The following is a 25410-nucleotide window of genomic DNA, read 5'->3' as shown; positions in this document are numbered from 1 at the left end:
AATGAATCACTGGCGAAAGAGGCAGACGATTCTACGCGCCGGGCGTCTCCGGAACGGGCGCAGGCCAGGCCGCGCTTACATCGCCTTGAATCGGTGCGCGAACATCCGGCTGACGGCCAGGCGTTCCGGGCGATGGCGCAACTTCAAGGTCAGGCGGCCGGTGTCGTCCCGCAGCGCCCGCTCGATGGCGTCCACCTGCACCACGTGGCCCCGGTGCACCTGCCAGAAGCGGTCGGGGTCCAGCTGTGGCAGCAGCTCCCGCAGGGAGATGCGAACGAGGTATTCCTGGTCGGCCGTCAGCACACGGACGTATTTGTCGGCGGCTTCGAGGAATTCGATCTGCTCCACCGGCAGCAGCACGATGCCCTGTCCCACGCCGACCTGGAGGTGGCGCAGCCGGGGCGCGGCAACGTCGGCCTGGGCGGTGTGGGTGGCCTGGGGGGCCTGTGGCGCGAAGTCCCGCAGTGGTCCCCCGGCCAGGAGCAGGCTGCGCAGCTGGTCGAGCGTGGCTTCAAGGGACATGGGGCTTGCCGCAACGGCGGGCGGGCCCGACACGCTGCTCGGCAGGCTGGACGATGCGCCACCCGCCGCGCGGGCGGCCAGTCCCGCCCGCAGACGCATCACCGTCTGCGCCAGCCGTTCCCGCTGGACGGGTTTGAGCACATAGTCCACGGCGGCGCGGTCAAACGCCTGCAATGCGTACTGGTCATAAGCGGTCACGAAGACCAGCAGCGGAAAGGGCGGGGCGCCCGGCCCGTCCGGCCATTCGTCCGCCAGCATCGCTGCGGCTTCCAGTCCGGTCATGCCGGGCATGCGGATATCGAAGAAGCAGACCTGCGGCAGATGCTGCAGGGCCAGATCCACGGCGGCCTGCCCGTGGGCGGCCATCGCAACCACTTCCAGATCCGGCCACAGGCCTGCCAGTTCCTGGCGGAGATGTTGTGCCAGCAGTTCTTCGTCTTCTGCGATCAATGCGGTGGGCATGCGTGTCTCGGAGCGTGGGGGTCAGGGGGTGGTCCCGGCGGATGCCGGGGGCGGCACTGCGTCGGACCCTGGGCCCGGCAGCGGAAACGGAATCTCGATCCGCGCGAGTGTCCCGCCTTCCGGACGGGCCTGGATCTGAAGCGACGCGTCAGGCCCGTACACCACCCGCAGCCGCTCGCGGATCTGACGGGTGCCAAAGCCCGAGCCCGGCACCGGCGTGGCGGGTGGCGAATAACCGGCCCCGTCGTCGGCGACGTCCAGCTGCAGCCGGACGGGCGATCCCCCCACCAGTCGCGCCGTCACGGTCAGGCGTCCGCCTCCTACATGCGGCTCCAGCCCATGTTTGATGGCGTTCTCCACCAGCGGCTGCAGCAGCAGTGGCGGGACCCGCAGGTCAGCGGCCTGCGCCGGCAGATCGAACTCGAAGCTCAGCCGCTGTCCCATGCGCACCTGCATCAGCGCCAGGTAGTCGGCCAGCCGGGCGAATTCATCGCGCAGGGCATGACGGTCGGCCTGCGAGGCCGCCAGAGTGGCCCGCAGGAAGGCGATCAGATGGTCCAGCATGGCCTGCGCCCGGGCAGCGTCCATGCCGATCAGCACCCGCAGATTCGCCAGGGTGTTGAACAGCATGTGCGGCTCCAGCTGGCTTTCCAGCAACCGCAACTGGGTCTCGGCCGCCTGGCGGCGCAAGGTCTCGGCCCGGGCTTCGGCTGCCGCGGCCTTGCCTCTCGAGAGAAAGATGAAGGTCAGCGCAATGCCGGGCAGCATGGAAAAGCCCAGGGCGCCCAACATCGCCTGCCAGGGGGCGTCCAGCGGGCTCTTGAAATGCAGCCCGGTGAAGAGGTTCCCCAACCAGGCGCCGCCGGTATAGCCCAGCGCGGTGCCGAACAACAGGCACAGCAGCATCAGCGGCCATCCGGGCCAGTTGTCGTTGAAATCGTGCGACCAGCCCAGCCGGTCATACAGCCGGATACGTCCACGGGCCGCCGACACGCGAAAGACATGGATGAAACCGCCGCAGCCCAGGCTGATGCAGAAGCTGTAGATCAGCGTTGGCTTCCACTGGTTGTTGAGCGTGCCCACCAGCAGCAGCGTCAGCCCGACGGAGACGATCGTCAGCAGGATCAGCTGCCGCAGCAGGAGGCGGGCCCAGTCCTGCAGTCCACCCTTCCGGGGCTGGGGATGCAACTGCAGCTGCAGCTGCAGCTGCGGCTGCGGCGGCTGCTGCCGGGCGCTCAGGCCGGGGCCTTCATGCGGGGTAGGGGACATGTGAAGCCAGTCAATGGGATAGAGGGCGCGAGGCGGGCGGTCGCCGGTGGCGGCGTTGTACCGGCGGTCGCGGACGCCATCGTGTCATGCCGCCATCGCGGCCTGGACAGGCCGCTCCCATCCACCGCGGCGCAGGATGTTGAGGCTGCGGCCCACGAAGAAGCCGCTCAGCAGGCCAAAGCTCAGGCTGGCGATGCCGGCAAAGGTCGCGTCCTGGGCCAGGCTGGGACGAACGCCCAAGGCCATGCCCACCGCAAAGCGTGCGCAGAAGATGGCCAACATCACCACCATCGGCAGCCAGCTGCCCGGCACGCGATACAGCCCCGACGCCCGTTGCGCGCCAGTGGCATCGATGGCGCCGGGTGCCTGGGGCTGCCCCGTGCGGGAGTCGGTGCTGGCCGGCCAGCCGCTGGCAACGAGGGCCCCAGTGCTGGTCAGCAGGCCAGCCGCCCAGGCGACCATCGCCACGCCGGCGGTGCCGGCCTGTCCGAAGCCTTTTTGCACTCCCCAGGCACCGAACACCAGCCAGACGGCGGGCAGCACCAGCAGGCGCTTGCGGCTGACGAACTGGGTCTGGCGCTGCTTCAGGCCGAGGGCGATCAGCGCCACCAGCAGAATCCACACCCAGACGGGGACGTGGGTGGCGATCTGGGTCAGGGCGTCGAGGGGCGAGGTGTGCATGAGGGTCTCCAACAGTCCGGGTTGAGGCATCTCGGTGGATGCGATGACCGAACTGTGAAGGTCCCGAGCGGCGGCAGCCACGCCGGTGCGACGAGCCGCAGAAGGACGCCGCCAGTGGCTGGCCAGCGGCGCGAGCGGCGCCCGGGAAGCGCGAGTCGCCCGCCATCCATGCCGGTGGAGACCCGCCGGTGTGCGTCGCGAGGTGCTGGCCCTCGAACGACCGCCGCACGCGCTCAGCGGGGGACCACGTCCAGGCGTCAGCCGGCATCAGCGCCGCGAGCGCCCGGACTTGCCACCCAGCAGGCTGCCCAGCACCCCGCGCACCAGTTCCCGGCCGACCGACGACCCGATGGAGCGCAGCGCCGACTTGGCAGCCGCCTCGGCCAAACCCTCCCGGCGACCGCCCCGCGGCCCCGTGCTGCCGAACAGCACATCCTTGAGCCCGTCCAGCATGCCGCCTTCGCCTTCAGACTCACCGGCGCGTGTGCCGCCGCGTGCGCCGCCTTGTGCGCCACCCTGTGCGCCGCCAAGGTCACCCGCACCGCTGTCGGCGGCGCCGCGCTGGAACACGTCACCGGCCTCGTCCGCCATCGTCCGCGAGCCGGTCGGGCGACCGGTGGCGGCGTCCCGCGGGCCCGACGGCGCGCCGGCCTGAGCATCCCGCTCCGCCGACTGCGCACTGGCCGCCGCCCGTCCGGTCAGTTTTTCATACGCCGATTCCCGGTCCACCTGCTGCTCATAGACCCCCGCCACCAGCGACTGCTCCATCAGCGTCTTGCGCTGGGCCGGTGTGATCGGGCCAATCTGGCTGCCCGGCGGCAGAACGAACACCCGCTCGGTGATGCAGGGCCGCCCCTTGTCGTCCAGCAGGCTCACCAGCGCCTCGCCCACGCCCAGTTCGGTGATGGCCATGGCGATGTCCAGCCCCGGCTTGGGCCGCATGGTCTCGGCAGCGGCCTTCACCGCCTTTTGGTCCCGCGGGGTGAAGGCGCGCAGCGCATGCTGCACCCGATTGCCCAGCTGGCCCAGCACCGCATCGGGGATGTCCAGCGGGTTCTGGGTCACGAAGTAGACCCCCACTCCCTTGGAGCGCACCAGCCGCACCACCAGCTCGATCCGCTCCACCAAGGCGGGTGGGGCATCCTTGAACAGCAAATGCGCCTCATCGAAGAAAAACACCAGCTTGGGCTGGTCCAGATCTCCCACCTCGGGCAGCGTCTCGAACAGCTCCGACAGCATCCACAGCAGGAAGGTGGCGTAGAGCCGGGGCGCGGCCATCAGCTTGTCGGCGGCCAGGATGTTGATCACGCCCTGGCCGTCCACCGTCTGCATGAAGTCGGCAATGTTCAGCATCGGCTCGCCGAAGAATTTGTCGCCGCCCTGCGTTTCGATCTGCAACAGTCCGCGCTGAATCGCCCCCACGCTGGCGGCCGACACATTCCCGTACTGGGTGGTGAACTCGCTGGCGTGTTCTCCCACGTGCTGGAGCATGGCCCGCAGGTCTTTCAGGTCCAGCAGCGCCAGGCCGTGGTCGTCGGCAATCTTGAAGACCATCTGCAGCACGCCCGCCTGGGTTTCATTCAGGCCCAGCATCCGGGACAGCAGCAGCGGCCCCATGTCGGAGACGGTCGTCCGCACCGGATGGCCCTGCTCCCCGAAGACGTCCCACAGCGTGGTGGGGCAGGCGCAGGGCGCCGGCGCGTCGATGCCGCGTTCCTGCAGCACGGCCAGCAGCTTGGCCGAGGCGCGGCCGGGCTGGGAGATGCCGGTCAGGTCGCCCTTGACGTCGGCCATGAAGACCGGCACCCCCATCTGAGAGAGCGATTCGGCCAGCTTCTGCAGGCTGATGGTCTTGCCGGTGCCGGTGGCGCCGGTGATCAGCCCGTGGCGGTTGGCCAGCGCCGGCAGGAGCAGGCATTCGATCTCGCCATGCCGGGCCAGCAGGATGGGGTCAGCCATGAAAGGTCTCCAAAAACATCAAGCGCCAACAGCCCGCGGCCGGAGACCGGGGTTCCGAAAGCTAAAATCGCAGTCTAACGAAGCATCAACAGCGTCGGCCCGACGATTTTCCCGGGCTGGCGACACAGGAGAACCAGTCTCATGGCAGGGCATTCGAAATGGGCCAATATCCAGCACCGCAAGGGCCGTCAGGACGAGAAGCGCGGGAAGGTCTGGACCCGTCTCACGCGTGAAATCATCGTCTCGGCCCGCGCCGGCGGCGGGGACGTGACCATGAACCCGCGCCTGCGCCTGGCGATCGAAAAGGCGAAGGCGGCCAACATGCCGGCCGACAACATCAAGCGCAACGTCGACAAGGCCACCGGCAACCTGGACGGTGTGACCTACGAAGAAATCCGTTATGAGGGCTACGGCATCGGCGGTGCGGCCATCATCGTGGACTGCATGACCGACAACCGCGTCCGCACCGTGGCTGAAGTGCGTCACGCCTTTTCCAAGTACGGCGGCAACCTGGGCACCGAAGGCTCGGTGGCCTTCCAGTTCAAGCATGTCGGCCAGATGATCTTCGCCCCCGGCACGTCCGAGGACAAGGTCATGGAAGTGGCGCTGGAAGCCGGCGCGGAAGACGTGGTGTCCGGCGACGACGGCTCCATCGAAGTGCTGACTGCGCCGGGCGACTTTGAAACCGTCCGCGCCGCGCTGGAGGCCGCCGGCCTCAAGCCCGAGGTGGCCGAAGTCACCATGCGCGCCGAAAACACCATCGACCTGGCCGGCGACGACGCCGCCCGGATGCAGAAGCTGCTGGACGTGATCGAAGACCTGGACGACGTCCAGGAGGTCTTCCACAACGCCAACCTGGATCAATAAGCGCCCCGGCGCAAAGGAATATCGATGAAGGTCCTGGTTCTGGGTAATGGCGGGCGCGAACATGCGCTCGCGTGGCGGCTGGCGCAGGGGGAGCGCGTCAGTCAGGTGTTCGTGGCGCCGGGCAACGGCGGCACGGCACGGGATTCGCGACTCAAGAATGTCCCGATCACCGATATCAAGGCCCTGGCCGACTTCGCTCAGGAACAGAAGATCGCCTTGACGGTGGTCGGCCCCGAGGCCTTCCTGGCGGCCGGCGTGGTGGATGAATTCCGCGCCCGCGGCCTGCGCATCTTCGGCCCCACCCGGGCGGCGGCGCAACTGGAGTCGTCCAAGGCCTTCGCCAAGGACTTCATGAAGCGCCATGGCATTCCCACGGCGGCTTACGAGACCTTCTCCGATCCGGCCCAGGCGCATGCCTATGTTGACGCGCAGGGTGCGCCTATCGTCATCAAGGCGGACGGCCTGGCGGCCGGCAAGGGCGTGGTCGTGGCCATGACTCTGGAAGAAGCCCATCAGGCGATCGACTGGATCCTCGCGGACAACAAGCTGGGCGTGGTGCACAACGAAGGCGGCGCGCGCGTGGTGATCGAGCAGTTCCTGGAAGGCGAAGAAGCCAGCTTCATCGTGCTGTGCGACGGCAAGAACGTGCTGCCGCTGGCGACCAGCCAGGACCACAAACGCCTGCAGGACGGCGACCAGGGTCCCAATACCGGCGGCATGGGGGCCTATTCCCCGGCGCCGGTGGTCACGCCCAACGTGCACGCGAAGGTGATGCACGAAATCATCACGCCCACCATTCAGGGCATGGCACGGGACGGCATGCCGTTCACCGGCTTCCTGTATGCCGGTCTGATGATCGATGCCAACGGTCAGCCGCGCACCGTGGAATTCAACACCCGCATGGGCGATCCGGAAACGCAGCCGATCATGATGCGCCTCAAGAGCGACCTGTTCGAGGTGCTGATGCACGCCACGGACGGCACGCTGGACCAGGCCGAGCTGCAGTGGGACCGTCGCGCCGCGCTGGGCGTGGTCATGGCTGCCGGGGGCTACCCGTTGTCGCCTCGCAAGGGCGACGTGATCTCCGGCCTGCCGGAAGATGCCGAAGATGCGATGGTCTTCCACGCCGGTACCGCCCAGCAGCCGGATGGCAGCCTGGTGACCAGCGGCGGGCGAGTGCTGTGCGTGACCGCGCTGGGCGAGGCGGTGCGCCATGCCCAGCAGCGGGCCTATCAGGCGCTGACGTCCATCCAGTTCGAAGGCAAGCAGTACCGGCAGGATATTGGTCACCGGGCGGTGAAGCGCTGAGCGGTCCTTCTGCCGTGAAGCGCCGAGCGGGCACCCGCCACGCGCCCGGCGTTACGCGGTAGTTTTCAGGGTTTCGGGGCTGGATTTGTTCAATGCCCGTTGCTTCGGCAGCGCGGCTCTTTGAACATATCGGTTCCAGAAACTTTGAGCGATATCTTGACTCTCGAGCGTCTCCAGCACGCCCCTTCGGCGACGGACACGGCGTTCTCGGCCGGCGCGGGGGCTGCCTCTGCGGTTGAGGACTCCGCTGGCGATTTCTCCGTCGGCGAGCCCTCCGTCGGCGAGCCTTCCGTCGGGGCACCCTCCAGGAATGCAGCCTTGCCGCGCCGCTGGACCGGTCCGATGATTCCGCTGCCACCCGGTAGCCGTCTGGCGGGGTGGATCTTGGGGCTCTTCGGCTGGAAGGTGGCCGGCCGCTCGCTGCCGGCGCGGCAGGGCGTGGTGATGGTCTACCCGCACACCTCCAATTGGGACTTCCCCATTGGCCTGCTGTCCAAATGGACGATGGGCTTCGAACTGAAGTTCTGGGCGAAGGACAGCCTCTTCAAGCTGCCGCTGTTTGGCCGCTGGATGCGCGCCGTCGGCGGTGTTCCGGTGAACCGCCGTGCCGCCAATGGTCTGGTGGGCGACACCGTGGCGCAGATGGAGCGTGCGCGGGAGCGGGGCGAGCAGTTTTGGCTGATCGTGGCGCCGGAGGGCACCCGGTCCTATACCGACAGCTGGAAGTCGGGGGCTTACTGGGTGGCCGTGCAGGCCAAGGTGCCGGTGGCGGTGACCGCCTTCGACTACGCCACCCGCACGGTGGTGTTCACCGAATTCGTCGAGCTCAGCGGAGACCCCGCACGCGACTTCGCCCTGTTTGCCGAAGTGCTCAAGGGCCGCCAGGGCAAGCACCCCGACCAGGCCGGCCCGATCCGGCTGCGTGCTTGAAAGCCCGGCCCATCCGCCCAGTCCGTGTCACCCGCGCCAGCGGCACCGGCGTTTGAAGATGGCCCTCTGGATTCACCCCAAATCAAGCTTCTCACCACACCTTGCCAACCCGCCCGGAGCACCTCGCGACGCATCACCCCATTTAGGACCGACAATCGCCCCCTTGCGGGATGGCGCGCCGACATGAGGGCAGGGCGGCGCCATCAGGTGAGGGTTGACGCTGGCTGGCGTTGATGGGTGCCCGATGGGTGCCTCATTGGCGCTGGGCGGCGGCGGGCGCTGCAGATCGGCGCGAGCCGGCCCAGACCGCGGCGGAGAGGGCGAAGCGTCCTGAAGAAAGGTGAATCGATGAACACTCAGTTGGTGCGCGACTACCTGCTGGGCTTGCAGCAGCGCATCGTCTCCTCGATGGAGGCGCTGGACGGACAGTCTTTCATTGAAGACGTCTGGCAGCGGGAGCCCGGTGGGCGCCTCGAAGGTGACGGGCGCGTGCGTTTGATCGAGAATGGCGGGTTGTTCGAGCGCGGCGGGGTGAATTTCTCGCATGTGAAGGGCCGGGTGTTGCCCCCGTCTGCCACGGCCCACCGGCCGGAGCTGGCCGGGGCGCCGTTTGAGGCGATGGGGGTGTCCCTGGTGCTGCACCCGCACAATCCGTATGTGCCGACCGTCCACATGAATGTGCGGATGTTCGCGGCCCTGCCGGCGGAAGCGCCGGCGGTGGTGTGGTTTGGCGGCGGCATGGACCTCACTCCGTATTACGGGTTCGAGCGGGACGCCCAGCATTTCCATCGCACCTGCCGGTCGGCACTGGAGCCTCACGGCGCGGAGCTGTATCCGCGCTTCAAGGCCTGGTGCGACGAATACTTCTATCTGAAGCACCGCAACGAGCCGCGAGGCATCGGCGGCGTCTTCTTCGACGACTACGCCGAGGGCGGCTTCGATGAGGCCTTCGGCATGATGCAGTCGGTGGGCGACGCCTTTGTGCCGGCCTACCAGCCGATCGTCGAACGCCGGCATGGCGCCGCGTACGGCGAGCGGGAACGGGACTTCCAGGCCTACCGTCGTGGTCGGTATGTGGAGTTCAATCTGGTTTTTGACCGTGGCACGCTGTTCGGGCTCCAGTCGGGCGGACGGACGGAATCTATCCTGATGTCCATGCCGCCGATGGCCCAGTGGCGGTATGACTGGCAGCCGGAGCCCGGCACGCCGGAAGCGCGGCTCTACACCGACTTCCTCCGGCCGCGTGACTGGGCGGACGAAGAAGCGACCCACCTGTGGTTCTGAACGGCACCGCAGCGATCGCCGGGCCGTCGTCGGCCACGGGGCGTGCCCAGGTCCGGCAGGTCGGGTGGTTCGGCGGGTCGTTCGACCCGGTGCATCTGGCGCATCGAGCCCTGGCCGAAGCGGCACTGGCGCAGCTGCGGCTGGACGAAGTCCGCTGGGTGGTGGCTGGCCAGCCGTGGCAGAAGCAGCAGGCCGGTCGGACATTGGCGGCCGCGGAGCATCGGGCGGCCATGGTCCGGCTGATGATTGAAGACGAACCCCGGTTCGTGCTGGACGACAGCGAACTGCGCCGCGCCGGTCCCAGCTACACGCTGGAGTCGGTGAAGGACTGGCAGGCGCAACATCCCGGTGATCAGCTCTGGCTGATCCTGGGACAGGATCAATTGGCGGGTCTTCCCACCTGGCGAGGGTGGGAAGACCTGATCGGACGTGTGGGGCTGGCCGTGGCCGCCCGCGGGTCCGACGAAGTGAAGGCGCCGGCGGCGCTGCTGGACCGGCCCCATCGGCTGGTGCGGCTGCAGATGCCGGCGCTGGTATGGTCATCCACCGAAGTGCGCCGTCGTGCGGCTTCGGGCGGGGACGTGAGGCCCGTGGTGGGCGAAAAGGTTGCAGGTTATATTGGCCTGCACCGTCTCTACAGTGAGCACTGAATGGACATCAAGAAACTGCAACGTGCCATCGTCGATGGTCTGGAAGATGTGAAGGCCCAGGACATCCTGGTCTTCGACACCGAAGCACTGTCGCCCCTGTTCGAGCGCGTGATCATCGCCTCGGGCACAAGCAACCGGCAGACCAAGGCCCTGGCGTCCAGCGTGCGGGAGACGGTGAAGAAGCGGGGCATGCAGGTCATGCGCACCGAAGGCGAAGACAACGGCGAATGGATCATCGTGGACTGCGGCGCTGCCGTGGTGCATGTGATGCAGCCCGCCATCCGCGAGTACTACCACCTGGAAGAACTGTGGGGCGGCAAGCCGGTCAAGCTGAAGCTGGGCGACAGCGGCACCCGTCTGGTGAAGGCGTCCGAGCCGATGGACGAGGAAGACGAAGACGGCGTGATGGTGAAGAAGCCGGCCCGCAAGGCCAAGGCTGCCACCAGCGCCGCCGCACCGGCCAAGAAGGCGCCGACGCGCGCTGCGGGCAGCAAGTCGGCTGCCGTCAAGGCGGACGGCAAGGCGCCGGCAGGCAAGTCGTCTGTCAAGTCGTCAGCCAAGCCGGCTGGCAAGGCTGCCGCGGGCAAGACGGCTGCCGGCAAGGCCACCGCCAAGTCGGCCGGCAAGGTGGCCAGCAAGACCGCCACCAAGACGACCAGCAAGACCACTGGGACCAAGGCCACCAGCACGGTCGCCGCCAAAGCCGGCGCGGCCAAGCCGGCTGCTCGCAAGACCGCGGGCCGTTCTGCGCCGAAGGAAGTGATCGCGCAGACCATCAAGGTCGGCACGAAGAAGCCAGCGGCGAAGAAGGCGGTGGCCACCAAGACGGCGGCCAAGCCCGCAGCGAAGTCAGCGGCCCGCCCCGCAGCCAAATCGGCAGCCAAGCCGGCCACCAAGTCGGCCGTGAAGAAGCCCGCCGCCCGCAAGACCACGGTGACCACCGGCACCAAGTCGAAGTCCAAGGCCTGAGTCCGTGCGGCTGGTGTTGTGTGCGGTCGGCCAGAAGATGCCGGCCTGGGCGGATGAAGCGTACGAGGACTTCGCCAAGCGCTTCCCGCCCGAGATGCGTCTGGAGCTCAAGGCCGTCAAGGCCGAGCCCCGGACCACCGGCAAGAGCACCGAGCAACTGATGGCCGCCGAGGCGCAGCGTCTGGAAGGCGCCTGCCCCAAGGGCGCGCGCCGGGTGATCCTCGACGAGCGTGGCGACCGGGTCACCTCCCGGCAGCTCGCGCAGCGCCTGGAGACCTGGCGCGGCGACGGGCGGGATGTCGCGATCTTCATCGGGGGCCCGGACGGTCTGGACCCTGGCTTGAAGGCCACCGCCGACGAGATGCTCCGCCTCTCCGACCTGACCCTGCCGCATGCCTTTGTGCGGGTGCTGCTCGCCGAAGGCCTGTACCGGGCCTGGTCGGTGATGGAAGGGCATCCGTATCACCGTGAATGAGTTGCCGAGTTCCGTCTTGATGCCCATCCTCTATCTCGCTTCGCAAAGCCCCCGCCGTCGCCAGTTGCTCGATCAGATCGGCGTGGCGCATGAGTTGCTGCTGCCTGGCGAGGACGAAGATGCGGAGGCGCTGGAAGCGGTGAGGGCAGGGGAGTCGCCGGACGACTATGTCCAGCGGGTGACCCTGGCCAAGCTGAAGGCAGCGCTGGAGCGGCGGGGCCGTCGCGGCCTGCCGGCAGGCGCGGTGCTGTGTGCCGACACCACCGTCGCGCTGGGCGCCGACATCCTGGGCAAGCCGGCGAATGCCGACGAGGCCCTGGCGACGCTGCGCCGGCTCAGCGGCCAAACGCATCGGGTGCTGACGGCCGTGGCGCTGGGGCACACGGATGCCCAGGGCGCTGAGCAGATCTCCGCGGCACTGAGCGTGTCCACCGTCCGCTTCGAGGCGGTGCCGGAGGACCGGCTGGCGGCGTATGTGGCCTCCGGCGAGCCGATGGGCAAGGCCGGCAGCTATGCGATACAAAGTCAGGCGGCGGCATGGATCAGCCACATCAGCGGCAGTTATTCGGGCATCATGGGGCTGCCGCTGCATGAAACGGCCCGCTTGCTGAAGGTCGCAGGCTGGGTGCTGTAGCCCAAGCGATGCCGTCAGCCCCGAGGCTGACGGGAGCGCTGGAGCACAACAATATGGAAGATATCCTGATCAACTGGTCCCCGCAGGAGACACGGGTGGCGGTGGTCGAGAACGGCGCGGTGCAGGAATTGCACATCGAGCGCACGCTCGAGCGCGGCCTGGTGGGCAACGTGTATCTGGGCAAGGTGGCGCGGGTGCTGCCGGGCATGCAGTCCGCGTTCATCGATATCGGCCTGGAGCGGGCCGCCTTCCTGCATGTGGCCGACCTGCATCTGAATGGCGTGACGCCCCGCAACCATCATGGGGACGGGGCTCATCCGGTGCCGATCGAGCGGCAGGTCTATGAAGGCCAGGCGCTGACGGTCCAGGTGATCAAGGACCCGATCGGGACCAAGGGCGCGCGACTGTCCACCCAGATCTCGATTGCGGGGCGGCTGCTGGTGCATCTGCCGCAGGACAACCACATCGGCATCTCGCAGAAGATCGGCTCGCCGGAGGCACGTGATGCGCTGCGCAGCCGCATGCAGACGCTCGCCTCGGCGGGCGTGCAGGACGGCAACACCGGCGGCTTCATCCTGCGGACCAATGCGGAAGAAGCGAGCGACGACGAACTGGCGGCCGACATCGCCTACTTGCGCAAGACCTGGGGCACCATTCGCGAGAAGAGCCTGCGCGAGCCGCCGGGCACCTTGCTGTTCCAGGACCTGAGTTTGGTGGAACGGGTGCTGCGCGACCTGGCCAGTGAGCGGACCAATTCCATCCGCATCGATTCCAAGCTGCAATACGACGTGCTGCGCGGATTCGGCGAGGCCTACATGCCGGCGGCCACGGCCAAGCTGGATCTGTATCGCGGCGAGCGGCCGATCTTCGACCTGCACAACATCGACGCCGAGGTGGCACGGGCGTTGGCACGACGGGTGGATCTGAAGTCGGGCGGCTACCTGATCATCGACCAGACCGAAGCGATGACCACGATTGACGTCAACACGGGCGGCTTTGTGGGTGCGCGGAATTTCGACGACACCATCTTCAAGACCAACCTGGAGGCCGCGGGCGCGATTGGACGGCAACTGCGGCTGCGCAACCTGGGCGGGATCATCATCGTTGACTTCATCGACATGACCCGCGAGGAGCACAAGACGGCGGTGCTGCAGGAGTTCCGCAAGCAGCTGAGTCGCGACCGCACCAAGGTGACGGTCGGCGGCTTCACCCAGCTGGGGCTGGTGGAACTGACCCGCAAGCGCACCCGCGAGAGTCTGTCCCGCATGCTGTGCGAGCCGTGCCCGACCTGCGAGGCCCGCGGGCAGGTGAAGACGGCCCGAAGCATCTGCTACGAGATCATGCGGGAGATCCTGCGGGAGTCCCGGCAGTTCAACCCGAAAGAATTCCGGGTGGTGGCGGCGGCGAATGTGGTGGAGATGCTGTTGGATGAAGAGAGCCAGCATCTGGCCGGGCTGTCAGACTTCATTGGCAAGCCGATTTCATTGACGGCCGAGCCGACCAATCAGACCGAGCATTACGACATCGTGCTGATGTGAGCGGCGACCGAGGGGGCCATCTACGGGGGCCACTGCTGGGCCCTCTGCGGAGCCAGCTGCCCCCAAGATTTGGGTGGCCATCGGGGCTCGTGTCCGCGCGGTCAGCCGGCCTGGGGCCTGGCCGGACAAGTCGCTGCAAAAAAGGCGACAATCGCTGCCGAATATGCAGCATTTTGACGCCTCCCTCCTGTTCCCGGAATACCGCCGCCGAATCCTCGCGTTGCTCCTGTTGCGGCCAGAACTCGCGCTGCATGGACGCGAGGTGTCGCGCCGGACGGGGCTTGCGTCCGGCACAGTGACGCGCGAGCTGAACAAGTTGGTGGAGGCCGGCCTGCTCAGGCGAGAAAAGCGCGGCAATCAGCAGGTCTACAGTGCGCAGGTGCAGGGCCCCATCTATACGGAGCTCGCCAGCATCCTGCGCAAGACCGCCGGCATGGGGGAGGTCCTCGCCGAAGCTTTGATGCCTCTGGCTGACCGATTGAAGTCGGCCTTCATCTTTGGATCGGTGGGGCGAGGTGAAGAGTCAGCAGGAAGTGACGTTGACGTGATGCTCGTCGGCCAAGCAAGCTTCAGGGAAGTGGTGGAAGCGCTGTTTCCGGCCCAGACCCAGTTGGGTCGCGATGTGAATCCGAAGGTCTTTTCGCCCGAGGAGTTCAGGGTCAAAGCGCGCGCCGAGCCTTTTCTGCGGGATGTGCTGTCACGTCCCAAGATCTTCCTGATCGGGAATGCCGATGACCTTGCAGAACTTGTTGGGCGTGACACTGGACACGATTGAGCCTGACCCATTGATGATCGGGAAGTTGCTGGCCGCCGCCCGGCGCAACATTGCAGATGCGCAGCTCCCTCAGCTCAGCGCGGAAAACCGTTTTGACGCTGCGTACAAAGCCATCCTGCAGTGCGCGATGGCGGCTCTGCAATCCAACGGTTATCGCACCTTGACCAGCAAGCCGGGACATCATCAGACTGCCCTCCAGTCGTTGACGGTCAGTGTCGGTGTGCCGTCTGCCGACGTGATCGTGTTGGATGCGCTCCGCAAGCAGCGCAACCTGGCGGACTATTCGGGCGATCTGGTCCCTGAGGCGACTGCGGCTGAGTGCTTGCTCAGCGCGCAAAGTCTGTATGCGCACGTTTCGGGCTGGCTGCGGGTGCATCGCGCCCACTGGTCGCTCGCTGACTGAGGCGCGTCTTCAGCAGCGCACTCGAACGCAGGGGGGGGCGCAGTCGGCGGGGCACCCTCAGGTGCGCACCTGGCGGCACATTCAACGCCGCAGCGGCATCGTTTCGACGGGCATCGGCGGCGGAATCGCTTCCCAGAGATCGCTGCCCGCCTCGGCCACGGCCCAACGGACGTCCGGGCGCGAGAGCAGGGCGCTGAAGAGGTGCTGCATCGCCTCGGCACGCGCCGCAGGCATTTGTGCAGACACGAGCAAGCCATTCCAGTTGGTACGTGGAAAACGGTCCGGGTGGCTGATCAGCGGGGGCAGGGTCCGGGTGGTGACGCGGTGGACTGAGCCGCTGCCGGATGCGCGGCCGGCCTCGATGCGGTCACTGGCGTCGGCGGAGAGATCATCCATGCGGGCGAGCGCCGACAGGATGCGGGGATCCGGCGGTGGGCGGGAGCCGCCAAGCAGCTGGGCGGCCCGGGACTGCATTGGGCTCGGGGTCAGATCCGCCGGGAAGACGGACATGAACGGCAGGCCGCCCACCTGGGCCAGCAGCCGAAAGCGCGCGAGCGAGACCGGAGGCGAGGCCTCCCACTGTGCAGCACTCGCAGACTCGGCAGTCCCCCGGCGTTGCCGATCCGCACGCAGCACTGGCGGGTGAGCATCCAGCATCCGCGCGCTGGTCAGCAGCACCAGGCGACCGTCTGTGCCGGCCTCCGCCACCCACCGTGCTGCCGTGCGGCCCTGGTCCTCGGGCAGGTTCTTCACGGTCACGGACTCTCCGGTGCGCGCGGACCAGGCCCGCGCCAGCACCCGTGCCACATGGTCCGGACCACTGCCTTCCACGAACGGGGTCACCAGCACCACCGGGGCCGGGTCTTCGCCACCTGCTGCGTCCAGTGTCGTGCCTTTGGCGTGAGCCGCACTCAAGGCGAGCAGCGGGGCGATCAGCGGGCCGAGCAGCGCCACGCTCCAGTGCCGCATCCCCCCGAGCCAGGCGGGTCGAAGACCCCGTGCAGGCAGGGTATTTGCCCTTCGATCCCGGGCTGCCGGATGACCAGTGGTCGCCGCCTGTGCGGACAGCGGTGCTGGCGCATCCGCCCTTGTGGTCCTGCCTTGCGCCCCAGCCGTTAAGCCGTTGTCGGCGGCGCGCAGCCGCCCCGCAGCGGCGGACGCGGAAGGGGAGGGGGAGAGGTTGGGGGCATGGCAGGCAAAAAGGCGGCAGGGCAGCTTCGGCATGAGGGACACCACTTTGGAGACCGGCGGATGACGCGACGTCACGAACGATTGGGGACATTCTGGGCAGCACCGCTTGCCGGGATCCATGACTCTCATGCGCAAGGGTTCAGCGCATCACCCCTCAGGGTTTGCATGGACTCCCCAATCCTGACCAGTCCCACGCCAGCGCCGTGAGATTCCACCGGGACAATTCGTAGCCTCTTGCGAAGCGCACCGGGCAACGCCCGCGTGCGGCTCGTGCACAATTCGGACTTCATTCATTGCGCAAGCCATGATCAACAAGACACCTGCCTCGCCTTCGACGACATTGACACGCCGCGCCCTGCTGGGCAGCGTCGCCGCCGGGCTCACCGTGCCCACCTGGTCCTCCGCCTGGGCCCAGTTCCGGGTCGAGATCGCTGGGGTCGGCGCCACGCGGCTGCCGATCGCCATCAACGATTTCAAGGATGAAACGGCCACCGGTCAGGCGCTGGGCGCGATCATCCGTGCCGACCTCGAGCGCAGTGGGCAGTTCAGCATGGTCCCGGGCCAGCCGGGCCTGTCCGAAACCAGCGTCCCGCAGTACGGCGAATGGCGCTCGCGCGCGGCCGACGCGCTCGTGGCTGGCTCCGCCACCCGACTGGCCGACGGCCGTTTCGACGTGCGGTACCGCCTCTGGGACGTGGTCAAGGGCCAGGACCTGGCCAGCGAAAGTCTGCCCGTCGTCACCGCCGACCTGCGCCTGGCCGCCCACAAGATTGCCGACGCGATTTACCAGAAACTGACCGGGGACCGCGGCGTCTTCGCCACCCGTCTGGTCTATGTGAACAAGGCCGGTCCGCGCTACACCCTGCGCGTCGCGGATGCGGACGGTGAGGGCGAGCAGACCGTGCTGGCCAGTCCGGAGCCGATCATCTCCCCGGCCTGGTCGCCGGACGGCAGCGAACTGGCCTATGTGTCCTTCGAAACCCGCAAGGCGGTGGTCTGGATCCAGGATCTGCGCACCGGTCGCCGCCGCAAGATCGCCGACTTCCGCGGCAGCAACAGCGCTCCGGCCTTCTCGCCCAACGGGCAGCAGCTGGCGCTGACGCTGTCTCGTGACGGTGGCTCGCAGCTGTACCTGATCGGCCGGAACGGGGAGGGCGTGCGCCGCCTGACGCAAAGCCCGTCCATCGATACCGAACCGGTGTTCACCCCGGACGGCGCCCAGATCTATTTCGTGAGTGACCGCGGCGGCGCGCCCCAGATCTACCGCATGCCGGCCGGCGGCGGCAGTGCGGAGCGCGTGACCTTCAGCGGCAACTACAACATCAGCCCCACCATCAGTCCGGATGGCCGCACCCTGGCCTACGTCACCCGGGTGGGCGGTGGCACCTTCAAGCTGTGCGTGATGGACCTGGCCAGCGGCAATGTGCAGCAGGTGACCGACACGACGGACGACGAAAGCCCGAGCTTCGCGCCCAACGGCAAGCTGATCGTCTACGCCACCCGCGCGGGCGGCCGGGACGTGCTGATGACGACCACCCTCGACGGCAAGGTCAAAGCCAAACTGGCGACCCCCACGGTGGCGGACATCCGCGAGCCCGCCTGGGGCCCGTTCGGCAACTGACGTCCATGTCAGGCATCCGGTTTGCCCTAGTCCCCTTCGCGCCGGCTCACGAATGTGCGAGTCGCGAATCTGTCATCGGCGGGAAGGGTGCTGCTGACGCTCGCGGGTCTTACAGCGTGACCGACGATTGCTTCACAATTCGTGTTTTTCCGGCTGATGCCGGTATTTCCGGCGTCCTGCCGACACTCGCCTGCCCTTGATCATTAGGAGCGCTTACTCATGAAAATCGAAAAACTGATGCTGAGCCTGGTGGCAGCTGCCGCCCTGGCTGCTTGCAGCTCGACCAAGCTGGACGAAAAGCCGCCGGTCGAAACCGCTCAGCCGGTGACCCAGCAGCCGACCGCCCCGGTCGCCCCGCCCGTGTCCGAGCGCCCGGTGGCGACCGTTGACCTGGGTAAGCAGCTGGACGAGGCCGTGGCCAACCAGCGCGTGGTTTACTTCGACTTCGACAGCTACGTGGTCAAGGACGACTACCGCAACCTGATCGAGACCCACGCCAAGCGCCTGAACAACAAGAAGTCGCTGACGCTGAGCCTGGAAGGTCACACCGACGAGCGCGGCGGCCGTGAGTACAACCTGGCCCTGGGTCAGAAGCGTGCGGAAGCCGTGGCCAAGTCGCTGACCCTGCTGGGCGTGGCTTCGAGCCAGGTCGAGCCGGTGAGCTTCGGCAAGGAGCGTCCGGCTGATAATGGCCACACCGAAGAGGCGTGGGCCAAGAACCGCCGCGTCGAACTGCGCGATAAGTGAGAGAGATGAGCATGCTGCGTTTTCCCCGTTTCTCCCCGTTGATGCTGGGCGTGGTCCTGGCCTGGACCGTCAGCGGTCCGGCGCAGGCCGCACTGTTTGAGGATGATGAGGCCCGCAAGGCCATCCTGGACCTCCGTGCCAAGCAGACGCAGAACGAGGATGCGCAGCGTGCCCGTCTTGAGCAGCTCCAGAACCAGCTGGCCACCGCTCAGCGGGGCCTGCTGGACCTCTCCGGGCAGATCGACGGCCTGCGGGCCGAGATCGCCAAGCTGAGAGGTCAGAATGAACAGCTGGCGCGTGATCTGTCGGAAACCCAGCGCAAGGTGTCCGACCAGACCGCGACCATCGACAACCGCCTGCGTCCGCTGGAACCCCAGAAGGTGTCCGTGGACGGCAAGGAATTCCAGGCAGATCCGGAAGAAAAGCGGCAGTTCGACGCCGCCATGGGCCTGATCCGCAACGGCGACTTCAATGAAGCCGTGTCGGCCTATTCCTCTTTTCTGCAGCGTTATCCCGCCAGCGGCTATACCGATACCGTGCGCTTCTGGCTGGGCAATGCGCAATATGGCAAGCGCGACTACAAGGGCGCGATCTCGACCTTCAAGTCCTTCGTGGCGGCCAATCCGGATCACGCCCGGGCGCCCGAAAGCCTGCTGGCCATCGCCAATTGCCAGGTCGAACTGAAGGACACCAAGAGCGCTCGCAAGACGCTGGATGACCTGATCAAGGCCTATCCGAACACCGAAGCCGCGCGCGCCGCCAAGGAGCGGCTCGCCTCGCTGCGCTGACCCTGCAACGCCGCCGCCGGTGCCGCCCGTGAAGGGGGCGCGGTTGCGGACCCAGGCCCCGCCGGAGACTCCGCGGGGCTTTGCTGTTTCTGAGACGATGATCGGCATGACCGAGACGCCCTCCACCGCTCCTGCCCACGACCTCGACGCCGACAGCGAACGCCGCTTCGGCGGCCTGCAGCGCCTGCATGGCGAGCGCGACTATCGCCACTTGCGTGCCGCCCGCTTTGCAGTGGTGGGTCTGGGTGGCGTCGGCTCGTGGGTGGTCGAAGCGCTGGCCCGCATGGGCGTGGCGCGGCTGGTGCTGATCGACCTGGACCATGTGGCCGAGTCCAACATCAACCGGCAGGTGCAGGCGCTGGGCAGCACGCTGGGCATGGCCAAGGCCGAAGCCTTGAAGCAGCGGGTGGCGGACATTCACCCCGGCTGCGAGGTGTTGACCATCGAGGAATTCGTGGACGACGAGAACTGGCCGCTGCTGCTGGGCGACGTGCAGATCGACGGCATCGTGGACGCCTGCGACCAGGTGCGGGCCAAGGCGCAGATCGCCGCCTGGGCGCGCCGGTTGAAGCTGGCGCATCTGTGTGTGGGGGCTGCGGGCGGCAAGCATCGTCCGCAGGACGTGGAAGTGCTGGATCTGTCCGAGACCACCCATGACCCGCTGCTGGCCAGTCTGCGTCAGCGGCTGCGCAAGCTCCATGGGCTGCCGAAGCAGGGAAGCATGGGTGTGCGCTGCGTCTTTTCGCGCGAGCCGGTGCGGCGTCCGGAAGCCGCCTGTGAGGTGGACGGCAGCCTCAACTGCCATGGTTACGGCTCGAGCGTGGCGGTGACGGCGGGCTTCGGCATGGTGGCCGCCGCCGACCTGGTGGCGCAGTATTTGAAGGCACTTGCGCGCCGCGAAAAAATCGCTCTATAATCTGCGGCTCTGCTGAGGGGCGAACACCTCGAAGAGTAAGACGATGGGTCGTTAGCTCAGTCGGTAGAGCAGCGGACTTTTAATCCGTTGGTCGCAGGTTCGAATCCTGCACGACCCACCATGCGAGTTTTGCTGTGATTTTTTTACCTTGAGATACTCGGTAAAAAGCTCGAGCAACAAAGCTTGCAAACGAAGCTTGCAAACGAAGCTTGTAAACCAAGCTTTTAAACGAAGTTTGCATTGTCTTTCGTCGATTTTCCGTGAACGTTGCGGTTGATTGACGAAGGATACTGAAAAAATCGTGCTAGAATTGGCGCGAAGATTATGTCGGCAGGTCATATTATGATTTATAGTATGGCTTGCAGTGGATCCGGGGGCTCTTAGCTCAGTTGGTAGAGCAGCGGACTCTTAATCCGTTGGTCGAAGGTTCGAATCCTTCAGGGCCCACCACTACAGACACGATTTGAGAATTTACAGAATATCGGGCTCTTAGCTCAGTTGGTAGAGCAGCGGACTCTTAATCCGTTGGTCGAGTGTTCGAGTCACTCAGGGCCCACCAACTCTTTCGATGACGCGCATCCCGTGCGGCATGGACTGAAGCAGCAGAATCTCTCGCGCTTCGTCCAATCGGTCATCGAAACCCCCGAAAGGGCACAGCTTGCTGTGCCCTTTTTTGTTTTGGCGCAGGCATTCTTCGCTTGGGTATGGGCTTGTCTTTGCAGCTCTTCACCGCGCCCGCGCATCCTCCCGCGTCTTGTCCCCCGCTTTGTTGAGGCAAAGTCCCCTCGGCTAGACTGACGCACTCCATTGAGGTTCACATGTCCCAAATTCAAGAAGCCACCCTCCTGGCCGCCCTGCAGCAGGTGGTGGATCCCAATACCGGTCGCGATCTCGTCTCGACCCGGCAACTCAAGAACCTGCGCATTCAAGGCGACTCGGTCAGCTTCGATGTCGAGCTGGGGTATCCCGCCGCCAGCCAGATCGACAGCCTGCGTGGCGCCCTGGTCGCCGCTGCGCGCAGCGTCGCCGGCGTGGGCAACGTGAGCGTGAGCATCACCAGCAAAATCATTGCGCATGCGGTGCAGCGCGGCGTGCAGCTGCTGCCCGGGGTGAAGAACATCGTGGCCGTGGCGTCGGGCAAGGGCGGTGTGGGCAAGAGCACCACGGCGGCCAACCTGGCGCTGGCCCTCGCAGCCGAAGGCGCGAACGTCGGCCTGCTGGATGCGGACATTTACGGCCCCAGCCTGCCCCTGATGCTCGGCATCCAGGGTCGGCCGGAAAGCACCGACGGTCAGACGATGGAGCCGCTGGTCTCTCATGGGCTGCAGCTGATGTCCATTGGCTTCCTGGTGGAAGAAGACCAGGCCATGGTCTGGCGCGGTCCGATGGCCACCCAGGCGCTGGAGCAGCTGCTGCGCCAGACCCGCTGGCGCGACCTGGACTATCTGGTCATCGACATGCCTCCGGGCACCGGCGACATCCAGCTGACGCTGTCGCAGCGTGTGCCGGTGAGTGGCTCGGTCATCGTGACCACGCCGCAGGACATCGCGCTGATCGATGCCAAGAAGGGGTTGAAGATGTTCGAGAAGGTGGGCGTGCCCATCCTCGGCATCGTCGAGAACATGGCCGTGCATGTGTGCAGCAACTGCGGCCACGCCGAGCACATCTTTGGCAGCGGCGGTGGTGCGCGCATGGCGGAGCAGTACGGCATGGAGCTGCTGGGCTCCCTGCCACTGGCGCTGTCCATCCGTGAGCAGGCCGACAGCGGCAAGCCCACCGTGGTGGCCGAGCCGGACAGCGTCCATGCTGCCGCCTACAAGGCGATCGCCCGCAAGGTGGCGGTCAAGCTGGCGGGTCAGGCCAAGGACTACTCCTCGAAGTTCCCGACCATCACCATCTCCAAATCGACCTGACACGGACCCATACTCCAAAGGTCTAGCAAAAACTCTGCTGGAAACTGCAAATTTTGGGTTTTCAGCGAGGCTGCAAACTCGGGTCATTTGCCAGAGTCTGGGGCTTGGTTTTTGTGCAGTGCAAAAGATGGGAAAGGGGGCTGACACGTCGTCATCGCCCCACATCCAGAACGCTGAGCGCGCGTCCGAAAGGTCGTGCGCTTTTTTGATGGCGTGCCGCAACCCCGATGAACACGGGCTTCCCGGCCATCTGTACAACTTTGGAAGCATATTCTGAAGGACGACTGTGCGGGTGGCGTGTGCCACTGCACACTTCTTCGCGCTCTGACATTGGACAAAGCTTTCGCTTTGTGTGGAAATAATGAATGCGGGCCGCGTGTCGGCCGTGATTTTTTCCGAGGTGGCAACGTCGCCATCTCAGGAGGCATCGATAACATGGACATGAACCGGAGGCACTTCTTCCGGGTGAGCGGGGCGGCCGTGATGGGCTCCAGCCTCGTTGCGCTGGGGTTCTCCCCCACCGCGGCACTGGCGGAGACACGCCAGTTCAAGCTCTCCCGGGCGACAGAAACACGCAACACCTGCCCGTACTGCTCGGTGGGTTGCGGTCTCATCATGTACTCGCTCGGTGACAAGGCCAAGAACGTCAAGAGCGAGATCGTTCACATCGAAGGCGATCCGGACCATCCGGTGAACCGCGGCACGCTGTGCCCGAAGGGCGCCGGCCTGCTGGACTTCATCCACAGCCCCAACCGCCTGAAGCATCCGGAGATCCGCGAAGCCGGTTCCAAGGAATGGAAGCGCGTCAGCTGGGACGAGGCACTGAACCGTGTCGTCAAGCTGATGAAGGCGGACCGTGACGCCAACTTCGTCGCCACCAATGCGCAGGGCCAGACCGTCAACCGCTGGTTGACCACCGGCATGCTGTGCGCCTCGGCGTCGTCGAATGAATCGGGCTACATCACCCACAAGGCGATGCGCTCGATGGGGTTGCTCGCGTTCGACAATCAAGCGCGCGTTTGACACGGACCGACGGTGGCCAGTCTGGCCCCGACGTTCGGACGCGGCGCGATGACCAACCATTGGGTGGACATCAAGAACGCTGACCTGATCCTGATCATGGGCGGCAATGCCGCCGAGGCCCATCCCTGCGGTTTCAAGTGGGTGATCGAGGCCAAGCATCACAACAAGGCGAAACTCATCGTCGTGGACCCGCGCTTCACCCGCTCGGCCGCGATGAGCGACTACTACGCGCCCATCCGCGCGGGGTCGGACATCGCCTTCCTGGGTGGCGTGATCAACTATCTCTTGTCCAACGACAAGATCCAGCACGAGTACGTCAAGCACTACACCAACGGCAGCTTCATCGTTGGCGAGGCCTACAAGTTCGAGGACGGTCTGTTCTCGGGCTATGACGCGGCCAAGCGCAGCTACAACAACTCGTCCTGGGCCTATGAGATGGACGAGAAGGGGTTTGCCAAGGTCGATCCGACCCTGCAGCACCCCCGCTGCGTGCTGCAGCTGATGAAGCAGCACTATGCGCGCTACACGCCTGAAATGGTCAGCACCATCTCCGGCACGCCGAAGGACAAGTTCCTGAAGATCTGCGAGTCCATCGCGGAGACCTCGGCGCCGGGCAAGGTCATGACCATCATGTACGCGCTGGGCTGGACACAGCACAGCCAGGGCTCCCAGATCATCCGCACGGGTGCACTGGTGCAGCTGCTGCTGGGCAACATCGGCCTGGCCGGTGGCGGCATGAACGCGCTGCGCGGTCACAGCAACATCCAGGGCCTGACCGACCTGGGCCTGCTCTCGACGGCCCTGACTGGCTACATGAGCCTGCCCAAGGAGTCCGAGCAGGACCTGGACACGTACTACAAGACTCGTGCCCTCAAGCCGCTGCGTCCCAACCAGATGAGCTTCTGGCAGAACTATCCCAAGTTCTTCGTCAGCCAGCAGAAGGCCTGGTGGGGCAAGGCCGCGACCAAGGACAACGACTGGGCCTACCACTATCTGCCGAAGTGGGACAAGGGCTATGACATGCTGCAGACCTTCGACCTGATGCATCAGGGCAAGGTCAACGGCTACATCTGCCAGGGCTTCAACCCGGTGGCGTCGCTGGCCAACAAGACCAAGGTGGTCGAGAGCCTGTCCAAGCTGAAGTACCTGGTCATCATCGACCCGCTCGAGACGGAGACCGCGAACTTCTGGAAGAACTACGGCGAGTACCACGACGTCAAGACGGAAGAGATCCAGACGACCGTGTTCCGCTTCCCGAGCACCTGCTTCGCGGAAGAGGACGGGTCGCTGACCAATTCCGGTCGCTGGCTGCAGTGGCACTGGCGCGGCGCCGAGCCTCCGGGCGAAGCCAAGCAGGACGCGGAGATCATTGCCGAGCTGTTCCTGCGCCTGCGCGCGCTCTACCAGAAGGAGGGCGGCGCCTTCCCGGATCCGATCGTCAACCTGAGCTGGCCCTACAAGATTCCGAACAGCCCGTCCGCGGAAGAGCTGGCGATGGAATTCAACGGCAAGGCGCTGGCCGACGTGCTGGATCCGAAGGACCCGACCAAGGTGCTGGCCAAGGCCGGTGAGCAGCTCTCCGGTTTCGGCCTGCTGCGCGACGACGGCTCGACCTCGAGCGGCTGCTGGATCTATGCCGGCGCCTGGACACAGGCGGGCAACCAGATGGCTCGCCGGGACAATTCGGACCCGTGGGGCATCGGCCAGACGCTGAACTGGGCCTGGGCCTGGCCGGCGAACCGCCGCGTGCTCTACAACGCGGCCTCCTGCGACCCGAGCGGCAAGCCCTGGAATGCCAAGCGCCGCCTGATCAGCTGGACCGGTGACAAGTGGACCGGCTCGGACGTGCCCGACATCCGTCCGGATGCGAACCCGAACGACCCCGATGCGGTGCGCCCGTTCATCATGACCGCCGAAGGTGTGGCGCGCCTGTTCGCGCCCAGCGGTCTGGCGGACGGTCCGCTGCCGGAGCACTATGAGCCGTTCGAGACGCCGCTGGAAGTCAATCCGCTGCATCCGAACAATCCGAAGGCCAAGAGCAATCCGGCCGCGCGTGTGTTCAAGAGCGACTTCGACCAGTTCGGCAAGCCGGACAAGTTCCCGTATGTCGCCACGAGCTATCGCCTGACCGAGCACTTCCACTACTGGACCAAGCATGCGCGGTCCAATGCGGTGATCCAGCCGCAGCAGTTTGTCGAAATCGGCGAGGAACTCGCCAAGGAGAAGGGCATCGCCAACGGCGACACCGTCAAGGTCAGCTCCAACCGCGGCGCCATCAAGGCCGTGGCGCTGGTGACCAAGCGGGTGGCGTCGCTGGACGTGGGCGGCAAGCGGGTGCATACCGTCGGGCTGCCCAATCACTGGGGCTTCGTGGGGCTGGCTCGCCCCGGCTTCCTGGTCAATACGCTGACCCCCTTCGTGGGTGACGCGAATTCCCAGACGCCGGAAGTGAAGAGCTTCACCGTCAACATTGAGAAAGCCTGAT

The 25410-nt window shown here is 66.1% G+C and carries 22 protein-coding genes and 3 tRNA genes; 20 read left to right on the top strand and 5 right to left on the bottom strand.

Going from position 1 to position 25410, the window contains the following annotated elements; translation table 11 throughout:
- Positions 1-75 precede the first annotated feature (75 nt).
- From FHS28_RS07275 to FHS28_RS07260, 4 genes are all read right to left on the bottom strand, one after another.
- Positions 76-984: a LytR/AlgR family response regulator transcription factor gene (locus tag FHS28_RS07275; RefSeq protein WP_088449959.1), complete on the bottom strand. Its 909-nt coding sequence runs from the start codon at positions 982-984 to the stop codon at positions 76-78.
- A 21-nt stretch (positions 985-1005) separates the two neighbouring features.
- Positions 1006-2253, bottom strand: a complete 1248-nt coding sequence (locus tag FHS28_RS07270; protein ID WP_246409716.1) for a sensor histidine kinase — start codon at positions 2251-2253, stop codon at positions 1006-1008.
- A gap of 84 nt (positions 2254-2337) precedes the next feature.
- Entirely contained in the window at positions 2338-2934 is a 597-nt protein-coding gene (locus FHS28_RS07265; RefSeq protein ID WP_088449958.1) for a DUF6622 family protein, read from the bottom strand.
- A gap of 267 nt (positions 2935-3201) precedes the next feature.
- Positions 3202-4893: a helicase HerA-like domain-containing protein gene (locus tag FHS28_RS07260; RefSeq protein WP_088449957.1), complete on the bottom strand. Its 1692-nt coding sequence runs from the start codon at positions 4891-4893 to the stop codon at positions 3202-3204.
- A 141-nt stretch (positions 4894-5034) separates the two neighbouring features.
- Between FHS28_RS07260 and FHS28_RS07255 the strand changes: the two genes are divergently transcribed.
- The 11 genes from FHS28_RS07255 (at position 5035) to FHS28_RS07205 (ending at position 14726) form a co-directional block, all read left to right on the top strand.
- A complete protein-coding gene (locus tag FHS28_RS07255) occupies positions 5035-5760 on the top strand; it encodes a YebC/PmpR family DNA-binding transcriptional regulator (protein WP_088449956.1) in 726 nt (241 codons plus the stop codon).
- 24 nt (positions 5761-5784) lie between these two features.
- Positions 5785-7068, top strand: coding sequence for a phosphoribosylamine--glycine ligase (purD, locus tag FHS28_RS07250; RefSeq protein WP_088449955.1), 1284 nt, complete (start codon positions 5785-5787; stop codon positions 7066-7068).
- A gap of 318 nt (positions 7069-7386) precedes the next feature.
- Positions 7387-7998, top strand: a complete 612-nt coding sequence (locus tag FHS28_RS07245) for a 1-acyl-sn-glycerol-3-phosphate acyltransferase (RefSeq protein ID WP_088449954.1) — start codon at positions 7387-7389, stop codon at positions 7996-7998.
- A gap of 348 nt (positions 7999-8346) precedes the next feature.
- Positions 8347-9282 (top strand): oxygen-dependent coproporphyrinogen oxidase, encoded by a 936-nt coding sequence (gene hemF / locus FHS28_RS07240; protein ID WP_088449953.1) that lies wholly within the window; start codon positions 8347-8349, stop codon positions 9280-9282.
- Positions 9273-9932, top strand: coding sequence for a nicotinate (nicotinamide) nucleotide adenylyltransferase (nadD, locus tag FHS28_RS07235; RefSeq protein ID WP_310736755.1), 660 nt, complete (start codon positions 9273-9275; stop codon positions 9930-9932). The genes hemF and nadD overlap by 10 nt, the downstream gene beginning before the upstream one ends.
- Complete coding sequence (rsfS, locus tag FHS28_RS07230) at positions 9933-10901, top strand: ribosome silencing factor (protein ID WP_088449952.1); 969 nt, start codon at positions 9933-9935, stop codon at positions 10899-10901. It begins immediately after the preceding gene.
- Between the two features lie 4 nt (positions 10902-10905).
- On the top strand, positions 10906-11376 hold the full coding sequence (rlmH, locus tag FHS28_RS07225) for a 23S rRNA (pseudouridine(1915)-N(3))-methyltransferase RlmH (protein ID WP_088449951.1): 471 nt from the start codon (positions 10906-10908) through the stop codon (positions 11374-11376).
- A 19-nt stretch (positions 11377-11395) separates the two neighbouring features.
- The gene (locus tag FHS28_RS07220; protein ID WP_088449950.1) at positions 11396-12010 is read left to right on the top strand and encodes a Maf family protein; all 615 of its coding nucleotides are present in this window, start codon (positions 11396-11398) and stop codon (positions 12008-12010) included.
- A gap of 53 nt (positions 12011-12063) precedes the next feature.
- The gene (gene rng / locus FHS28_RS07215; protein ID WP_088449949.1) at positions 12064-13548 is read left to right on the top strand and encodes a ribonuclease G; all 1485 of its coding nucleotides are present in this window, start codon (positions 12064-12066) and stop codon (positions 13546-13548) included.
- Between the two features lie 73 nt (positions 13549-13621).
- A complete protein-coding gene (locus tag FHS28_RS07210) occupies positions 13622-14323 on the top strand; it encodes a MarR family transcriptional regulator (protein WP_310736754.1) in 702 nt (233 codons plus the stop codon).
- A complete protein-coding gene (locus FHS28_RS07205; RefSeq protein WP_088449947.1) occupies positions 14280-14726 on the top strand; it encodes a DNA-binding protein in 447 nt (148 codons plus the stop codon). The genes FHS28_RS07210 and FHS28_RS07205 overlap by 44 nt, the downstream gene beginning before the upstream one ends.
- Before the next feature lie 81 nt (positions 14727-14807).
- On the opposite strand, the gene FHS28_RS07200 is transcribed toward FHS28_RS07205, so the two are convergent.
- Positions 14808-15695, bottom strand: a complete 888-nt coding sequence (locus FHS28_RS07200; protein ID WP_088449946.1) for a type 2 periplasmic-binding domain-containing protein — start codon at positions 15693-15695, stop codon at positions 14808-14810.
- 526 nt (positions 15696-16221) lie between these two features.
- Here FHS28_RS07200 and tolB point away from each other — a divergent pair.
- The 9 genes from tolB to fdnG all read left to right on the top strand — a co-directional run bounded on the left by tolB (position 16222) and on the right by fdnG (position 25409).
- Positions 16222-17538: a Tol-Pal system beta propeller repeat protein TolB gene (tolB, locus tag FHS28_RS07195; RefSeq protein ID WP_088449945.1), complete on the top strand. Its 1317-nt coding sequence runs from the start codon at positions 16222-16224 to the stop codon at positions 17536-17538.
- A gap of 219 nt (positions 17539-17757) precedes the next feature.
- The gene (gene pal, locus FHS28_RS07190) at positions 17758-18285 is read left to right on the top strand and encodes a peptidoglycan-associated lipoprotein Pal (protein ID WP_088449944.1); all 528 of its coding nucleotides are present in this window, start codon (positions 17758-17760) and stop codon (positions 18283-18285) included.
- 5 nt (positions 18286-18290) lie between these two features.
- Complete coding sequence (gene ybgF / locus FHS28_RS07185) at positions 18291-19073, top strand: tol-pal system protein YbgF (RefSeq protein WP_088449943.1); 783 nt, start codon at positions 18291-18293, stop codon at positions 19071-19073.
- Between the two features lie 106 nt (positions 19074-19179).
- A complete protein-coding gene (locus FHS28_RS07180; protein WP_246409711.1) occupies positions 19180-19989 on the top strand; it encodes a tRNA threonylcarbamoyladenosine dehydratase in 810 nt (269 codons plus the stop codon).
- Between the two features lie 45 nt (positions 19990-20034).
- Positions 20035-20110, top strand: a tRNA-Lys gene (locus tag FHS28_RS07175).
- A gap of 253 nt (positions 20111-20363) precedes the next feature.
- Positions 20364-20439 (top strand) — tRNA-Lys (locus FHS28_RS07170).
- A 33-nt stretch (positions 20440-20472) separates the two neighbouring features.
- Positions 20473-20548, top strand: a tRNA-Lys gene (locus FHS28_RS07165).
- Between the two features lie 259 nt (positions 20549-20807).
- On the top strand, positions 20808-21902 hold the full coding sequence (gene apbC, locus FHS28_RS07160) for an iron-sulfur cluster carrier protein ApbC (protein ID WP_088449941.1): 1095 nt from the start codon (positions 20808-20810) through the stop codon (positions 21900-21902).
- Between the two features lie 435 nt (positions 21903-22337).
- Entirely contained in the window at positions 22338-25409 is a 3072-nt protein-coding gene (gene fdnG / locus FHS28_RS07155; RefSeq protein ID WP_184294336.1) for a formate dehydrogenase-N subunit alpha, read from the top strand.
- The last annotated feature ends 1 nt before the right edge of the window (position 25410 follow it).

The sequence above is a fragment of the Roseateles terrae genome, assembly GCF_014192155.1.
GTDB lineage: Bacteria > Pseudomonadota > Gammaproteobacteria > Burkholderiales > Burkholderiaceae_C > Roseateles > Roseateles terrae.
The sequence above is the reverse complement of the archived record's forward strand: the minus strand, read 5'-3'. Positions and strand labels throughout refer to the sequence as shown.

Bases quoted from the DNA above. Each gene is read 5' to 3' on its own strand.
- FHS28_RS07255 (WP_088449956.1), top strand. From the start codon at position 5,035: ATGGCAGGGCATTCGAAATGGGCCAATATCCAGCACCGCAAGGGCCGT.
- purD (WP_088449955.1), top strand. From the start codon at position 5,785: ATGAAGGTCCTGGTTCTGGGTAATGGCGGGCGCGAACATGCGCTCGCG.
- rng (WP_088449949.1), top strand. From the start codon at position 12,064: ATGGAAGATATCCTGATCAACTGGTCCCCGCAGGAGACACGGGTGGCG.
- FHS28_RS07180 (WP_246409711.1), top strand. From the start codon at position 19,180: ATGACCGAGACGCCCTCCACCGCTCCTGCCCACGACCTCGACGCCGAC.
- apbC (WP_088449941.1), top strand. From the start codon at position 20,808: ATGTCCCAAATTCAAGAAGCCACCCTCCTGGCCGCCCTGCAGCAGGTG.
- ybgF (WP_088449943.1), top strand. From the start codon at position 18,291: ATGAGCATGCTGCGTTTTCCCCGTTTCTCCCCGTTGATGCTGGGCGTG.
- tolB (WP_088449945.1), top strand. From the start codon at position 16,222: ATGATCAACAAGACACCTGCCTCGCCTTCGACGACATTGACACGCCGC.
- FHS28_RS07275 (WP_088449959.1), bottom strand. From the start codon at position 984: ATGCCCACCGCATTGATCGCAGAAGACGAAGAACTGCTGGCACAACAT.
- hemF (WP_088449953.1), top strand. From the start codon at position 8,347: ATGAACACTCAGTTGGTGCGCGACTACCTGCTGGGCTTGCAGCAGCGC.
- FHS28_RS07205 (WP_088449947.1), top strand. From the start codon at position 14,280: ATGACCTTGCAGAACTTGTTGGGCGTGACACTGGACACGATTGAGCCT.
- rsfS (WP_088449952.1), top strand. From the start codon at position 9,933: ATGGACATCAAGAAACTGCAACGTGCCATCGTCGATGGTCTGGAAGAT.
- FHS28_RS07270 (WP_246409716.1), bottom strand. From the start codon at position 2,253: ATGTCCCCTACCCCGCATGAAGGCCCCGGCCTGAGCGCCCGGCAGCAG.
- FHS28_RS07220 (WP_088449950.1), top strand. From the start codon at position 11,396: ATGCCCATCCTCTATCTCGCTTCGCAAAGCCCCCGCCGTCGCCAGTTG.
- FHS28_RS07265 (WP_088449958.1), bottom strand. From the start codon at position 2,934: ATGCACACCTCGCCCCTCGACGCCCTGACCCAGATCGCCACCCACGTC.
- pal (WP_088449944.1), top strand. From the start codon at position 17,758: ATGAAAATCGAAAAACTGATGCTGAGCCTGGTGGCAGCTGCCGCCCTG.
- FHS28_RS07260 (WP_088449957.1), bottom strand. From the start codon at position 4,893: ATGGCTGACCCCATCCTGCTGGCCCGGCATGGCGAGATCGAATGCCTG.
- FHS28_RS07200 (WP_088449946.1), bottom strand. From the start codon at position 15,695: ATGCGGCACTGGAGCGTGGCGCTGCTCGGCCCGCTGATCGCCCCGCTG.